We start from the raw sequence: 14,337 nt of genomic DNA on the forward strand, positions 1-14,337 counted from the left end.
GGCAAGGGTAGCGCATCGGCGCCGGGTATCATGGGGGCATGGCAAAACTCCTGCTCAATCTGCGCAATGTCGGCGACGACGAATATGCCGATGTCTGCACGCTGCTCGACCAGCACGGCATCGCCTGGTATCGCACCGAACCCAGCCCCTGGGGCATTTCCAACGGCGGCCTGTGGCTGCGCGAGGACGCCGATCATCCGCGTGCGAAGGCGCTGATGGCGGAGTACCAGGCCGAACGCGGGCCGCGCATCCGTGCCGAGCGCGAGCAGGCGTTGCGCGAGGGCACGGCGGAGACCTTCGGTAGCCTGTTCCGGCGCCGACCGGGGTATGTGGTGCTGGTGCTGCTGGCGATGGCCGGTGCGGCGGCGCTGGTGCTGCTGCCGTTCGTGCTGTTGCGGGGGTAAGGGGTTTCGGCCGGGTTGCACCCGGCACCCGCAGAGGCAACGGCAACGGCAAAAGCTGGTTCCCGTGGGATGGCGTGGCGATGTGGGCAGGCGGGACACGCCGTGAACCCGTCCGTGGGGGCTCGATGGCGCCATCCATGGCGCCAACGGTCCCGCCTGCCCACACCGCCACGCCTCTGACAGTTCCCCGCGGCTGTTGGTAGGTGTCGACCTTGGTCGACACGGCAGACCCACGCCATGCGTGGATGAACGGGTAAATCTGACCCTGGGGCACTCTGGCGCTAAAATGGCGGGATGATCGCCAATACCGCCGCTTACCATTTCGCCGTCATCGACGCTCCCCAGGCCCTCTGCGACCAGCTGCTGGCGCGTGCCGAGGCGGCGGAGCTGCGCGGCACGATCCTGGTGGCGGGCGAGGGGCTGAACCTGTTCCTGGCAGGTGCGCCAGAGGCGGTCGAGGGTTTCTACGTGGCACTGCGTTCCGACGCGCGCTTTGCCGATATGCGGGTCAAGACCAGCCTCAGTGAGCACCAGCCGTTCGCGCGGCTGAAGGCCAAGGTGAAGGACGAGATCATCAGTTTCCGCCGCAATGATGGCCAGCCGCTGGACTATCCGCGTGCGCCGGCGGTCGATCCGGCCACGGTGCAGCGGTGGCTGCGCCAGGGGCATGACGACGCCGGCAAGCCGGTGGTGATGCTCGACACGCGCAACCTGCAGGAAGTGGAGTACGGCACCTTCAAGGACGCGCTGGTGCTGCCCATCCACAAGTTCACCGACCTGCCCGAGGCGTTGGCGCCGCATCGCGAGGCGCTGAAGGGCAGCACCGTGGTCAGTTTCTGCACCGGCGGCATCCGCTGCGAGAAGGCCGCGCTGTGGATGGTCAATGACGGCATGGACAATGTACTGCAGCTCGATGGCGGCATCCTCGGCTACTTCGAGGAGGTGGGCGGCGAAGGCTACGAAGGCCGCTGCTTCGTGTTCGATGAGCGCGTGGCGCTGGACGCCGAGCTGAAGCCGATGGTGGACCAGCCGCTGCCGGAGCCGCGCCCCAGCGCGTTCTGACCGCGCCTCTGTAGCGCCGAGCCCATGCTCGGCCGCTGTTGGTCGACGAACGGCAGCCGAGCATGGGCTCGGCTCTACACGATCCGGTGGGCGCTGAACCTGCCCCCACGGGAATCAGCATCCCGCCACCGTCACTGGCCGCGGCGCCGGGCCGTCCCCATGCATGGGGGATCCTGTGACGGAAAAACGCCTGATGATCCCGTTGTCGATCCTTGACCTGGCCCCGGTCTGCGAGGGCAGTGACACCACAGCCGCTTTCGCCAACATGCTGGAACTGGCCCAGCACACCGATGCGCTGGGCTACCGCCGCTACTGGCTGGCCGAACACCACAACATGCCCGGCATCGCCAGCGCGGCCACCGCTGTGCTGATCGGCCATGTGGCCGGGGGTACAAAGCGCATCCGCGTCGGTGCCGGCGGCATCATGCTGCCGAACCATGCCCCGCTGCAGGTAGCTGAGCAGTTCGGCACGCTGGCCTCGCTGTATCCGGATCGCATCGACCTCGGCCTGGGCCGCGCGCCGGGCACCGATCAGCCGACCGCGCGTGCACTGCGCCGCTACTTCGACAGCGCCGACCAGTTCCCGCAGGATGTGCGCGAGCTGCTGCACTACTTCGAGCCGGTACAGCCCGGGCAGGCGGTGCAGGCGGTTCCAGGTGGTGGCCTGCGGGTGCCGACCTGGATCCTCGGTTCCAGCCTGTTCGGTGCGCGCATGGCCGCCTCGATGGGCCTGCCGTATGCGTTCGCCTCGCACTTCGCGCCCGACGTGATGGACGAAGCGCTGGCGGTGTACCGCCGCGAGTTCCGCCCTTCGGCCACGTTGAAGCAGCCGCACGCGATGCTGGCCCTGAACGTTGTCGCCAGCGACAGCGAAGCCGAGTCACGCCGCCTGTTCACCAGCCAGCAGCAGAGTTTCGTCAATCTGCGCCGTGGCCGGCCGGGCAAGATTCCGGCGCCCATCGACGACATCGAATCGTTCTGGGAACCGCATGAAAAGCTGGGTGTGGAGCGGGCATTGGCCTGCACCGTGCTGGGTGATCCGCAGCAGGTGGCCGAGGGCATCGCCGCCTTCGTCGAACGGCACAAGCCCGACGAACTGATGCTCACCGCCAATCTGTACGACCACCGCGCACGCCTGCGTTCGTTCGAACTGGCGATGCAGGCCTGGCACGCCCGCCACGCGGGCTGAACAATTGCGTCACGGCCTGTTGCGGCCGATCCGCGTCTGATGGGGGCTCCCACTTCTGGAGTCCCCACCATGGCCGAGACCCGTGCCGAACACATTGCCCAACTGGCCGAGCTGATCAAGGACGTGGAGGTGGCCATGTTCACCACCACCGGCGTCGACGGGCGACTCTACAGCCGGCCGCTGGCCACCCAGCAGGTCGCCTTCGACGGTGACCTGTGGTTCGTGATCACCGGCGACAGCCCGAAGGTGGCCGAGATCGCGCTCGATCCGCGGGTCAACGTGGCCTACGCCTCGCCCTCGAAGAACACCTACGTGTCGGTGGCGGGGCGGGCATGCGTGGTCGATGATCGCGCGAAGATCGAGGAGCTGTGGTCACCGGCGATGAAGCTGTTCTTCCCCGGTGGCAAGGATGACCCCAACCTTCGCCTGATCCATGTGCGCGCCGACAGTGCCGAATACTGGGATGGCCCGGGCACTCTGCTGGGCACGGCGCTGAGCTTCGTGCTGTCTGCAGTGCAGGACGAGCCGACGGCGTTGGCCGACAACGGGTTCATCGACCTTCGGTGATGGCCGATGTCCGGTAGTGGTAGTGCCGGCCAGCGGCCGGCTCTACCGGCTTCCGGCTCAGAACCAGCGCTGGAACAGTTCCACCGTATAGCCCACCAGCTGCCCCGAACTGAAACCGAAGAATGCGATCGCTGCCAGCGCCGCGATCCAGTTGAACAGCATCAGCGCGCCATCGCGTTCCAGCAGCGCCAACGAGAACAGCAGCAGCTGGAAGCCGAACAGGAAGTTGGTGAAGGGAATCGGCAGCGACAGCAGCAGGCCCAGCAACACCAGCAGCAGGCCGCTGAAGGCGTGGGCGGGCAGCGGTGTCAGCAGTTGCGGCATGCGTGGTTTCAGCATCTTGTCCAGGCGCCGAAGCGGGCGGTCGATGCGGTCCAGGAAACGGTGCATGGTGCCGCGCTTTGGCCCGCGGCGGGCGATGAAGCCCGGCAGCCAGGGGCGGCGCAGGCAGCACAGCATCTGCAGGCCGATCAGGATCACCAATGGACCGCTGACCGCGCCGCCCATGCCCGGAATCGGAATGAACGAGGGCAGGATCGCCACGAACAGGAACACGCCGAACGCGCCCTGCTGCAGGTTGCACAGGATCTGGCCCAGCGGCATGTGCTCGGCCGGATCGCCGGAGGCGAACATCTCCAGCAGGGTGCGGATGCCCTCGTTGCGGTAGGCGGGGCGCTGGGCGCCCGGACCCTGGCCGGCCTCAGGCGGTGAGCTCATCGGCCTGCTCGTCGGACAACGTGCGCAGCAGCAGCTTGTCCACCCGCGCACCGTCCAGGTCGACCACCTCGAAGCGCCAGCCGGCCCAGTCGAAGTACTCGCCCGCGTGCGGAATGCGGCCGAAGTAGTGGATGCACATGCCGGCCAGCGTGTAGTAGTCGCCGTCCTCGGCGTCGGGCAGGTCGTTGCTGCCGATCAGTTCGCGCACGTCTTCGATCGGCAGTGAGCCGTCCACCAGCAGCGAGCCGTCCTCGCGGGTCACCACCAGTGCATCTTCGTCGGCGTTCTCCACCGCCTGCAGGCGGCCGACCACGGCACCCATCAGGTCACTGATGGTCACCAGGCCCTGGATCTCGCCGTACTCGTCCACCACCAGCGCCATCGACTGCTGTTCCTCGCGGAAGATCTCCAGCAGCTTCATCGCGTGGGTTGATTCGGAAACGTACAGCGGTTCCCGCAGGGTCTGGAACAGCGCGTTGTCGCCGCGCGCCATGCGCGTGGCCAGCGATTTCAGTTCGAGCACGCCGACCACGTCCATGTCGTTGTCGCGGTACACCGGGTACCGCGAGAACTCGTGCTCGGCCATGATTTCCAGGTTGCGCTCCAGCCCGGCCTGGGTGTCGAGCCAGGCGATGCGGTTGCGCGGGGTCATCAGGCTGTCGGCGGTGCGGTCGCCCAGGCGCATCACGCGGTTCATCATGTCGCGCTCGTGGGCGTCGATCACCCCGGCCTCGTGGCTCTCGGCCACCAGCATGCGGATCTCTTCTTCGGTCACCGAGGCGACTTCATCCTTGCCCAGGCCGAACAGCCGCAGGACCAGCTGGGTCGTCTTGGACAACAGCCAGACGAAGGGCAGGGCCAACCTGGCCAGCCAGCTCATCGGCATGGCGACCAGGCCGGCAATGGCCTCGGAGCGGGTCAGGGCCAGGCGCTTGGGAACCAGTTCGCCGAAGATCAGCGTGATGAAGGTGATCAGCGAGACCGCCAGGGCGGTGCCTACCTCGCGCGCGTACGCAAAGCCGGGCATCAGGCCCTGCAGCCAGCCGGCGATCGCGTCGCCGATCGCATCACCGCCGAGGTAGCCGGTCAGCACGCCGATCACGGTGATGCCGATCTGCACGGTGGACAGGAAGCTCTCCGGCTTTTCCGACAGCTCCAGCGCCTTGGCGGCGCGCTTGGAGGTGGCGGCCATCTGCTTCAGGCGGCTCTTGCGCGAGGTCATGACCGACATCTCGGACATGGCGAAGAAGCCGTTCAGGAGAACCAGCGCGAAGACAATCAGGATCATTTCAAACACGGGCATCGTCCCCGGTTGATGGCAGGGAGGGCGGGTGCTTGCGATGGCGGCTGGCGCTCAGGAACAGGGTCCGGCGCGGCGCAGGGAGATAAGGGTCGTCGTCCATAAGGTGCGCCCGAGGGCGCGCTGGCATCTTAGCAAAGGGGCGTAGCAGGGTGGCAACCGCCTGTTCAGGTTGGGGGCTCCAGAGCCCCGAAAGGGGACGGGGATACCCGTGATGGTCATCTAGCCGTCATAATTCCGTCTGGTGCCGTCCTTCCCGCGACGGCTGACAGGTTTCTCAATGTTCTCTCTGCAGACCATTTTCGGTTCCGGCAAACAGTTCTACACCCTGCTTGATGAGGCTGCCGTCGCGGCCTCCGACGCCGCCAAGGCGCTGCATTCCATGCTGCGCGAGGCCGACCGCCAGCCCGCGCTGGACGCCTTCAAGCTGGCCCGCCTGCGCGAGCGCGCGGCCTCGGACAAGATCAGCCAGGCGCTGGTAGACAGCTTCATGACCCCGATCGAGCGCGAAGACATCGAAGCGCTGGGTTCGGCCCTGTACAAGATTCCGAAGCAGATCGAGAAGTTCGCCGATCGCTATTCGCTGGCCACGACCCACCTGGAGCACATCGACTTCGCGCCGCGCGCGGCGATGCTGGAACAGGCTGCCGGCGTGGTGGTGGAGATGGTCGCCGACCTGCGCCACATGAACCTGGACCGGATGACCGCGCTCAACGAGAAGCTGCGCTCGCTGGAGAACGAGGCCGACCGCCTGATGCTCGAGCTGTACCGCGATATCTATTCCGGTCGCCTGGACAACCTGCAGATGTTCCTGCTGAAGGAATTCTTCGAGATCCTGGAAAAGGCCATCGACCGTTGCCGCGAGGCCGGCGTGGTGGCGTACCAGATCGTGTTGAAGAACAGCTGACGGACGCCGCCGCATGTTGACCCTTGTCCTGGTGGTGATCCTGGCCGCGCTCGTTTTCGAGTTCATCAACGGCTTCCACGACACCGCCAACTCCATTGCCACCGTGGTGGCGACCAAGGTGCTCTCGCCCGGCTGGGCGGTGATGCTGGCCGCCTTCATGAACCTCATCGGCGCGTTGACCGGTACCGCGGTGGCGCTGACCATCGCCTCGGGCCTGCTCAACACCAACGTGGTCGACGTCACCCCGCAGGTGATCCTGTGCGCCCTGCTGGGCGGCATCATCTGGAACCTGATCACCTGGTGGAAGGGCCTGCCGTCCTCGTCCTCGCACGCCCTGATCGGTGGCCTCTGCGGCGCCGGCCTGGCTGCGGCCCACAACAACTGGGACGCCCTGATCTGGTCCGAGCGCCTGGGCAGCTGGGCGCAGAACAAGGGCCTGCTGTGGAAGGTGTTCGTGCCGATGATCACCTCGCCGATCGCCGGCTTCCTGCTCGGCATCGTGGTGATGGTGCTGCTGTGGGGCCTGATTGCCGGCCTGGCCAAGATCGGTGGCGCCATCGGCCGCCTGGCCCGCCCGCGCATCGTCAACGCGTTCTTCGGCAAGGCGCAGATCGCCTCGGCGGCCTACATGGGCTTTGCCCACGGCCACAACGATGCGCAGAAGACCATGGGCATCATCGCCATGACACTGATCGGTGCCGAAGCCACCGGCGCACTGAACGACCTGCCGTCCTGGCTGGCCTTCATGCACCCGGACGCCCACGCCGGTGACGGCATCGCGATGTGGATCGTGCTGACCTGTGCGGTGGTGATGGCGGCCGGTACCGCCTCGGGTGGCTGGAAGATCATCAAGACCCTGGGCCACAAGATGGTCAAGCTGCACCCGATCCATGGCTTCGCCGCGGAGACCAGCTCGGCCACCATCCTGACCCTGGCCGCCCACTTCGGCATGCCGGTCTCGACCACGCACAGCATCTCCACCGCGATCATGGGCGTTGGCTTCGCCAAGAACCCGCGCTCGCTGAAGTTCGGCGTGATCGAACGCATCGTCTGGGCCTGGATCCTGACCATCCCGGCAGCAGGCGGTTGTGCGTACCTGATCCTGAAGCTGTTCGAGCTGTTCGGCTGGACCTGATCTGCACGCACACGTTGCACAAAAAAAGCCCGCCGTATTCCGGCGGGCTTTTTTCATGGGCAGATCATTCTTCCGTATCAAGCGTGTCGACCAAGGTCGACACCCACCAGAGCAGTGCACGACGCCGTTCCGACAGTTCGCGGAGATCTGTCGAAGGCGGGGCGGGGCCGGTTGTTGGGGTGTCCGCGGCATGGATGCCGCGGCCAAGCCCCCAGGGACGGGTTTACGGCGTCCCCCGCAACCGGCCCCACCCCGCCCAACCACGGAAAGCCCGCTTTTGCCGTTGCCGTTGATTCGGCGGGTGCCGGGCCGCAGGCCCGGCCGAACCCCTCAATTACGCTGGAACAACGCCTGCACATCCTTGCGGAACGCCGCCTGGCTGTCGGCCCGGCTGTAGAACATGTGCCCACCCGGATAACTACGCACCTGCACCCGGTCCGGGTTGCTGCCCATCGCCGGCATCTGGTCCACCGTCAGGATCGACCCCATGAACGGGCACGACAGGTCGTTCCAGCCATGCACGATCAGCACCTGCAGATGCGGATCGATCGCCACCGCCTGGCGCAGCTGGGTCACCGCGCCCTGGCGCAGCTCGCCGTTGCGGTCCCACAGCCGGTTCACGTCGTAATTCAGCGCCTGGTAGCGCGCATCCACCTTCCAGCCGACCACGCGCGTCACGAAGTCGACCATCGCCGTGGTGGTCGGCGCAATGATGCTGTCCAGCAACGGATCATTAGCGCGCTGCTCCGGATCATTCGGGAACGGATCGAACGCGGTCACGTTCGAGTCGTAGCGGCTGCCCAGCGTGCCCTTGTCGCGGAACACTTCACGCAGATAGGCCTGCGTCTCCAGGCGTCCACCGGCGCGGCGCACGAACTGCGGGTCCAGCCCGGTCAGTTCGGTTACCCGGCGCAGCATCGCCTCGGTCGCCTGCGGGTCGCTGCGCCCCTTCATCAGCGCGGTGGCGTAGTCGCCACGGGTGTACTCCACCACGTCACGCATCGCTGCATCGGTCAGCTTGCCCTGGCGCTCCAGGTGCGCGGCGGCGATCGACGGCAGTGTCTGCATCCATGCCATCGGCGAGACATCGGCGTTGTCTTCCAGGGTCGGGCTCAGGTAGGGCGAGACCAGCACCAGGCCGTTCATCGCCACGCCCAGCCGGGTCTGCAGGAAGTGGGTGATGCGGGGGCCACGGTAGCCACCGTAGCTCTCGCCGGTCAGGTACTTGCGTGCGCCCATGCGCTGGTTGCGCAGCAGCCAGTCGTAGATCGAGCGCGACAGGTACTCGATGTCAGCGCTGGGGTTGTACAGCTGCTTCTTCGCTTCGTCATCGCCGATGCGCGCGCGGCTGAAGCCGGTGCCGACCGGATCGATGAACACCAGGTCGGTGAAGTCCAGCCAGGTGCCGGGGTTGTCGTGCAGCGTGGCGGGTGCCGAGGCGCTGTCACCCTCGGAGCCGAAGGTCACCACCTTGGGTCCGATTGCGCCCATGTTGAGGTAGACCGACGATGCCCCCGGGCCGCCGTTGAGCGCGAAGGTCACCGGCCGGTCCTTGCCCGGCATCGTATAGGCGGTGAACACCACATCGGCGACCACCTTGCCTTTCGTATCACGCACCGGCAGGGTGCCGACGGTGGCGGTGTAGTCCAGGGTGCGGCCGGCCAGGCGCATGCTCTGGCGGGCCGACGCATCGGCGGGCAGCGCAGGTGCTTCGGTCTTGTCGTCTTTCGGATCGGGCTTGGCCTCGGCGTCAGGCGCGGCCAGCACGCTGGCAGGGGCGATGAGCAGGCCGACGCAGAGCGCGGCAGTATGCAGCAGGGACTTCATGGCACCGGATTGGCAGCGGAAGGGGGTTCCGATGCTAGGCCGGTGGCGGGCATGCCGTATGTGTCCAAAGGCATGCCCGCGCGTCGAGGCCACCACTGGCCAGATTGGGTCAAGCGGGCAGGGGAGTGCGCACGTCGTCGTCGGCCAGCAGGCCGTATACCGCCGAATCGGACAGTTCGCCCTGGATGCGCCAACGCTGCCGCAGCACGCCCTCCAGGTGAAAGCCCAGCCGTTCAAGCACGTGTGCCGAGGGCCGGTTGCGCGGGTCGACTTCGGCTTCCACGCGATGCAGGCGCAGGGTCTGGAACAGGTAGTCCAGCAGGTGCTGCAGCGCTTCGTGCATGTAGCCCTGGCCCTGCCTGTCGGGGGCCAGCAGGTAGCCGATCTCGGCACGTGCGGCATCGCGGTCCAGGGCGAACACCACGCAGATGCCCAGCAACGGTCCGTCCAGCGTTTCGCGCACGGCCAGCTTGAGCTGGGTGCCGGTGGCCTGTGCGGCCAGGTCATCGTCGATCTGCGCACGCGCCTCGGCCGGTCGTGTCCACGCCGGGTGGTTCCAGAACCGCATCACGTCCGGATCGGACTGGATCGCGAACAGGGCGGCCGCATCGTCGCGGCGGATCGGGCTCAGGACCAGGCGTGCGCTGTGCAGCGGCAGGCCCGGGAACAGCAGCGAGTGGCTGGCCAATACGATGGTCCACGCGGATGGACGCGCATTATGGCGCCGCCGGGTTTGCCGATGGGGGCGGGATCTCTGTAGAGCCGAGCCGATGCTCGGCTGCCCGGCACGGCGCGGAATGCAGCCGAGCGTGGGCTCGGCTCTACAGGAGGGCTGCGGGAGTCAGACTTCCAGGGAGGCGAGATCGCCCTTCGACTCCAGCCAGCCCTTGCGGTCGGACGCACGCTTCTTGGCCAGCAGCATGTCCATCAGCGAGCTCGTCTGCTCGCGATCGTCCACGGTCAACTGCACCAGACGGCGGGTGTCGGGGTGGATGGTCGACTCGCGCAGCTGTGGCGGATTCATCTCGCCCAGGCCCTTGAAGCGGGTGACGTTGATCGCGCCCTTGATCTTCTCGCGTTCGATCTTGTCCAGCATCGAGCGCTTTTCTTCCTCGTCCAGGGCGTAGAACACCTGCTTGCCCACGTCGATGCGGAACAGCGGCGGCATCGCCACGAACACGTGGCCGGCATCGACCAGCGCCGGGAAGTGCTTGAGGAACAGCGCGGTGAGCAGGGTAGCGATGTGCAGGCCGTCCGAGTCCGCGTCGGCCAGGATGATGACCTTGCCATAGCGCAGGCCGGCAATGTCGTCCTTGCCCGGGTCGCAGCCGATGGCCACGGCCAGGTTGTGCACTTCTTCCGACGCCAGCACGCTGTTGGAGGACACTTCCCAGGTATTGAGGATCTTGCCGCGCAGCGGCAGGATCGCCTGGAAGTCCTTGTCGCGAGCCTGCTTGGCGCTGCCGCCTGCCGAGTCACCCTCCACCAGGAACAGCTCGGTGCGCGACAGGTCCTGGCTGATGCAGTCGGCCAGTTTGCCGGGCAGGGCCGGGCCTTGGGTGACCTTCTTGCGGACGACCAGCTTTTCGGTCTTCAGGCGCGCACTGGCGCGTTCGATGGCGATCTGGGCGATCTTCTCGCCCAGTTCCACGTTCTGGTTCAGCAGCAGGCTGAAGGCATCGTGGGCGGCGCCTTCGATGAAGCCAGCAGCCTGGCGCGAGGACAGGCGTTCCTTGGTCTGGCCGCTGAACTGCGGGTCGGTCATCTTCAGCGACAGCACGAACGACACGCGGTCCCACACGTCTTCCGGGGCCAGCTTGACGCCACGCGGCAGCAGGTTGCGGAAGTCGCAGAACTCGCGCAGCGCCTCGGTCAGGCCGGTACGCAGGCCGTTGACGTGGGTGCCGTGCTGGGCAGTGGGAATCAGGTTGACGTAGCTTTCCTGCACCAGCTCGCCTTCCGGCAGCCAGGCCACGGCCCAGTCAACAATTTCGGTGTCCTTCTTCAGGTTGCCGACGAACAGCTCGGCCGGCAGCATCTCGCGATCGCCCAGTTCCAGCTTCAGGTAATCGCGCAGGCCGTCTTCGTAGTACCAGGTATCGACTTCACCGGTGGCTTCGTCGGTCAGCTTCACGGTCAGGCCCGGGCACAGCACGGCCTTGGCGCGCAGCAGGTGCTTGAGCGCGCGCACCGCGAACTTGGGCGTGTCGAAGTACTTCGGGTCGGGCCAGAAGCGCACGCGGGTACCGGTGTTCTTCTTGCCGACGCTGCCGACCACTTCCAGCGGGGTGGCACGGTCGCCGTTGCGGAAGGTGATGCGGTGTTCGGCACCTTCGCGCTTGATGTGCACTTCCACCAGGGTCGACAGCGCGTTGACCACGCTGACGCCGACGCCGTGCAGGCCGCCGGAGAAAGTGTAGTTGTTGTTGCTGAACTTGCCGCCGGCGTGCAGGCGGGTGAGGATCAGCTCGACGCCCGGGATCTTCTCTTCCGGATGGATGTCCACCGGCATGCCGCGGCCGTCATCGCTGACCTCCACGCTGCCGTCCTTGTACAGGGTGATCTCGATCGAGCGGGCGTGGCCGGCGAGGGCCTCGTCCACCGAGTTGTCGATCACTTCCTGCGCCAGGTGGTTCGGGCGCGCGGTGTCGGTATACATGCCGGGACGGCGCTTGACCGGGTCAAGGCCGGACAGGACTTCAATATCGGCGGCGTTATAACGGGCGTTCATCTGTCTTCGAAAGCTTGGAGCGACGGGCAAGTGTGGGGTCTGGCACGGGATTTTGCACGCCTGCGGTTCAGTCTCGGCGACGCAGAGGGGGTAAAATGGCAGCCGCTGGAATCTGAACGCCGGCGACCCCCGTTGGGTCGAAACATCCAAGCCGTACCGCGAGGAGGACCTCATGAAGAAGTTGCTGACCATTGCGATCCTGGCCGCTGCCGCCGTTGCGGTGCCGCTGGTGATGGCGCAGAACGCCGGCCAGCCGGCCCCGCAGCAGGGTGACCAGGCCGACAAGGCGCAGGCCGAGGCCGATGCCAAGGCCAAGCGTCGGGCCCAGGCCAATGCCGAAATGAAGGCGCAGGGCCAGCCGGCCCCGCAGCAGGAAGAGGAAGAGGAGGCGCGCAAGAAGCGCTGATCCCGCAACCTGCCAGGCGCCCTTGCGACAAGGGCTGCGCTCCGGAACGCCCCGCATTGCGGGGCGTTTCTTGTTAGTGGCGTGCCATCTGCCTCTTGGGTTGGCGGCCATCAATCTGTAAACTATGGCTTTCCGGGAGTAAGTGCGTGTCCACCCTTTGCGAATGGGCTGGAGCGGCCAAGCGTGGCTTCCAGCATGGCGGGTCGCAGGTGACGGTCGATTTGACCGGCACGGCCGCCCCGACCTCGCACGGTGGTCCCGGTCCGGCGCCTGCCGCCGCACGGATCCGCACCTCCCTCGCTGTCCCAGCGAACCGGAAAACCCCCTCTGAGCACCATGCCTGCCCTCCGGGCGCGCGTGGTGCTGCCGTTTTCCATTTCCAGACAGGATGCTTGCAGCCATGACTCCCTTGATTTTCGTAACCGGCGGCGTGGTGTCCTCGCTCGGCAAAGGCATTGCCGCTGCGTCACTGGCCGCCATTCTTGAAGCCCGTGGCCTGAAGGTCACGATGATGAAGCTCGACCCGTACATCAACGTCGACCCGGGCACCATGAGCCCGTTCCAGCACGGTGAGGTCTACGTCACCGACGACGGCGCCGAGACCGACCTCGACCTGGGCCACTACGAGCGCTTCGTGCGCACCCGCCTGAGCCGCAAGAACTCGGTCACCACCGGCCGCATCTACGAGAACGTGATCCGCAAGGAGCGCCGCGGCGACTACCTGGGCGCGACCGTGCAGGTCATTCCGCACATCACCGATGAAATCCGCCGTTGCATCGACGAAGCCACCGAAGGCTACGACGTGGCGCTGGTCGAGATCGGCGGTACCGTCGGCGACATCGAGTCGCTTCCGTTCCTGGAGGCGATCCGCCAGGTGCGCACGGAGCGTGGCCCGGAGAAGGCACTGTTCATGCACCTCACCCTGGTGCCGTACATCGGCGCCGCCGGTGAGCTGAAGACCAAGCCGACCCAGCACTCGGTGAAGGAACTGCGCTCGATCGGCATCCAGCCGGACGTGCTGCTGTGCCGCTCCGAGCAGGCGGTGCCGGATTCGGAGCGCCGCAAGATCGCCCAGTTCACCAACGTTTCCGAGCGCGCGGTGATCAGCGTGCCGGACGTGGACGTGCTGTACCGCATTCCGTCGGGCCTGCACGCGCAGGGCCTGGACGAAATCGTGGTCAACCAGCTGAAGCTGGCCGACAAGGCCGGTCCGGTCGATCTGTCGATGTGGGAAGACGCGGTCGACGCCACCCTGCACCCGTTGGACGAAGTGACCATCGCCGTAGTCGGCAAGTACGTGGACCATCAGGACGCCTACAAGTCGGTCGGTGAAGCACTCAAGCATGGCGGCCTGCGCCAGCGCACCAAGGTCAACCTGAAGTGGCTGGAAGCACAGGACCTGGAAGGCACCGACATGGCCGCACTGGCCGATGTTGACGGCATCCTGGTGCCGGGTGGCTTCGGTGACCGTGGTTTCGAAGGCAAGGTGCAGACTTCGAAGTTCGCCCGCGAGCAGCACGTGCCGTACTTCGGCATCTGCTACGGCATGCAGGCGGCCGTGGTCGATTACGCGCGCAACGTGGTCGGCCTGGAAGGCGCCAACAGCACCGAGAACGACCGCCAGTCGCCGAACCCGGTGATCGGCCTGATCACCGAATGGCGTACCGCCACCGGTGATGTCGAGAAGCGCGACGACAAGAGCGACCTCGGCGGCACCATGCGCCTGGGCCTGCAGGAGCAGCGCCTGAAGCCGGGCACGCTGGCCCGCGAGCTGTACGGCAAGGACGTGGTCGCCGAGCGCCACCGCCACCGTTACGAGTTCAACAACCGTTACCGCACCCAGCTGGAAGACGCCGGCCTGGTGATCGCCGGCAAGTCGATGGACGACACCTTGGTGGAAGTGGTTGAGCTGCCGCGCGATGCGCACCCGTGGTTCCTGGCCTGCCAGGCGCACCCGGAATTCCTGTCCACGCCGCGTGACGGCCATCCGCTGTTCATCGGTTTCATCCGTGCCGCGCGCGAGCGCAAGGCCGGTGGCAAGCTGCTTTCCGAAGCGCGCGCCTGACTTGTGAATGGGGGCTTCGGTCCCCAT

The 14,337-nt window shown here is 66.4% G+C and carries 13 protein-coding genes; 8 read left to right on the forward strand and 5 right to left on the reverse strand.

The annotated features are described in order from the left end of the window. Positions 1–38: 38 nt before the first annotated feature. The 4 genes from GOC52_RS07650 to GOC52_RS07665 all read left to right on the forward strand — a co-directional run bounded on the left by GOC52_RS07650 (position 39) and on the right by GOC52_RS07665 (position 3,222). Positions 39–404 (forward strand): DUF6164 family protein, encoded by a 366-nt coding sequence (locus GOC52_RS07650; protein WP_010486017.1) that lies wholly within the window; start codon positions 39–41, stop codon positions 402–404. A 294-nt stretch (positions 405–698) separates the two neighbouring features. Further along, positions 699–1,466, forward strand: coding sequence for a sulfurtransferase (locus GOC52_RS07655; protein WP_191851082.1), 768 nt, complete (start codon positions 699–701; stop codon positions 1,464–1,466). A gap of 193 nt (positions 1,467–1,659) precedes the next feature. Next, complete coding sequence (locus GOC52_RS07660; RefSeq protein WP_010486013.1) at positions 1,660–2,655, forward strand: LLM class flavin-dependent oxidoreductase; 996 nt, start codon at positions 1,660–1,662, stop codon at positions 2,653–2,655. A 69-nt stretch (positions 2,656–2,724) separates the two neighbouring features. Continuing rightward, a complete protein-coding gene (locus GOC52_RS07665) occupies positions 2,725–3,222 on the forward strand; it encodes a pyridoxamine 5'-phosphate oxidase family protein (RefSeq protein ID WP_191851084.1) in 498 nt (165 codons plus the stop codon). Between the two features lie 57 nt (positions 3,223–3,279). On the opposite strand, the gene GOC52_RS07670 is transcribed toward GOC52_RS07665, so the two are convergent. Both GOC52_RS07670 and GOC52_RS07675 read right to left on the reverse strand, forming a co-directional pair. Beyond that, the gene (locus GOC52_RS07670; protein WP_010486010.1) at positions 3,280–3,939 is read right to left on the reverse strand and encodes an exopolysaccharide biosynthesis protein; all 660 of its coding nucleotides are present in this window, start codon (positions 3,937–3,939) and stop codon (positions 3,280–3,282) included. Further along, positions 3,923–5,227 (reverse strand): hemolysin family protein, encoded by a 1,305-nt coding sequence (locus tag GOC52_RS07675; protein ID WP_032952709.1) that lies wholly within the window; start codon positions 5,225–5,227, stop codon positions 3,923–3,925. The genes GOC52_RS07670 and GOC52_RS07675 overlap by 17 nt, the downstream gene beginning before the upstream one ends. Positions 5,228–5,519: 292 nt before the next feature. Here GOC52_RS07675 and GOC52_RS07680 point away from each other — a divergent pair, with 292 nt between their 5' ends. Both GOC52_RS07680 and GOC52_RS07685 read left to right on the forward strand, forming a co-directional pair. Next, the gene (locus tag GOC52_RS07680; protein WP_004152833.1) at positions 5,520–6,146 is read left to right on the forward strand and encodes a DUF47 domain-containing protein; all 627 of its coding nucleotides are present in this window, start codon (positions 5,520–5,522) and stop codon (positions 6,144–6,146) included. A gap of 13 nt (positions 6,147–6,159) precedes the next feature. Then, the gene (locus GOC52_RS07685) at positions 6,160–7,281 is read left to right on the forward strand and encodes an inorganic phosphate transporter (protein ID WP_006431323.1); all 1,122 of its coding nucleotides are present in this window, start codon (positions 6,160–6,162) and stop codon (positions 7,279–7,281) included. A gap of 330 nt (positions 7,282–7,611) precedes the next feature. On the opposite strand, the gene GOC52_RS07690 is transcribed toward GOC52_RS07685, so the two are convergent. From GOC52_RS07690 to parE, 3 genes are all read right to left on the reverse strand, one after another. After that, positions 7,612–9,108, reverse strand: coding sequence for a S10 family peptidase (locus GOC52_RS07690; protein ID WP_171954121.1), 1,497 nt, complete (start codon positions 9,106–9,108; stop codon positions 7,612–7,614). A gap of 109 nt (positions 9,109–9,217) precedes the next feature. Beyond that, positions 9,218–9,796, reverse strand: a complete 579-nt coding sequence (locus GOC52_RS07695) for a GNAT family N-acetyltransferase (protein ID WP_049421510.1) — start codon at positions 9,794–9,796, stop codon at positions 9,218–9,220. 153 nt (positions 9,797–9,949) lie between these two features. Beyond that, positions 9,950–11,839, reverse strand: a complete 1,890-nt coding sequence (gene parE / locus GOC52_RS07700; RefSeq protein WP_010486000.1) for a DNA topoisomerase IV subunit B — start codon at positions 11,837–11,839, stop codon at positions 9,950–9,952. A gap of 172 nt (positions 11,840–12,011) precedes the next feature. On the opposite strand from parE, the gene GOC52_RS07705 reads away from it, so the two are divergent. Continuing rightward, complete coding sequence (locus GOC52_RS07705; protein ID WP_010485998.1) at positions 12,012–12,245, forward strand: hypothetical protein; 234 nt, start codon at positions 12,012–12,014, stop codon at positions 12,243–12,245. 400 nt (positions 12,246–12,645) lie between these two features. Then, the gene (locus GOC52_RS07710) at positions 12,646–14,310 is read left to right on the forward strand and encodes a CTP synthase (protein ID WP_019338186.1); all 1,665 of its coding nucleotides are present in this window, start codon (positions 12,646–12,648) and stop codon (positions 14,308–14,310) included. Positions 14,311–14,337 lie beyond the last annotated feature (27 nt).

The organism is Stenotrophomonas sp. SXG-1 (assembly GCF_014083965.1).
GTDB classification, from domain to species: domain Bacteria; phylum Pseudomonadota; class Gammaproteobacteria; order Xanthomonadales; family Xanthomonadaceae; genus Stenotrophomonas; species Stenotrophomonas geniculata.

Coding starts and splice junctions, on each gene's coding strand:
- GOC52_RS07650 (WP_010486017.1), top strand. CDS start 39: ATGGCAAAACTCCTGCTCAATCTGCGCAATGTCGGCGACGACGAATAT.
- GOC52_RS07655 (WP_191851082.1), top strand. CDS start 699: ATGATCGCCAATACCGCCGCTTACCATTTCGCCGTCATCGACGCTCCC.
- GOC52_RS07660 (WP_010486013.1), top strand. CDS start 1,660: ATGATCCCGTTGTCGATCCTTGACCTGGCCCCGGTCTGCGAGGGCAGT.
- GOC52_RS07665 (WP_191851084.1), top strand. CDS start 2,725: ATGGCCGAGACCCGTGCCGAACACATTGCCCAACTGGCCGAGCTGATC.
- GOC52_RS07670 (WP_010486010.1), bottom strand. CDS start 3,939: ATGAGCTCACCGCCTGAGGCCGGCCAGGGTCCGGGCGCCCAGCGCCCC.
- GOC52_RS07675 (WP_032952709.1), bottom strand. CDS start 5,227: ATGATCCTGATTGTCTTCGCGCTGGTTCTCCTGAACGGCTTCTTCGCC.
- GOC52_RS07680 (WP_004152833.1), top strand. CDS start 5,520: ATGTTCTCTCTGCAGACCATTTTCGGTTCCGGCAAACAGTTCTACACC.
- GOC52_RS07685 (WP_006431323.1), top strand. CDS start 6,160: ATGTTGACCCTTGTCCTGGTGGTGATCCTGGCCGCGCTCGTTTTCGAG.
- GOC52_RS07690 (WP_171954121.1), bottom strand. CDS start 9,108: ATGAAGTCCCTGCTGCATACTGCCGCGCTCTGCGTCGGCCTGCTCATC.
- parE (WP_010486000.1), bottom strand. CDS start 11,839: ATGAACGCCCGTTATAACGCCGCCGATATTGAAGTCCTGTCCGGCCTT.
- GOC52_RS07705 (WP_010485998.1), top strand. CDS start 12,012: ATGAAGAAGTTGCTGACCATTGCGATCCTGGCCGCTGCCGCCGTTGCG.
- GOC52_RS07710 (WP_019338186.1), top strand. CDS start 12,646: ATGACTCCCTTGATTTTCGTAACCGGCGGCGTGGTGTCCTCGCTCGGC.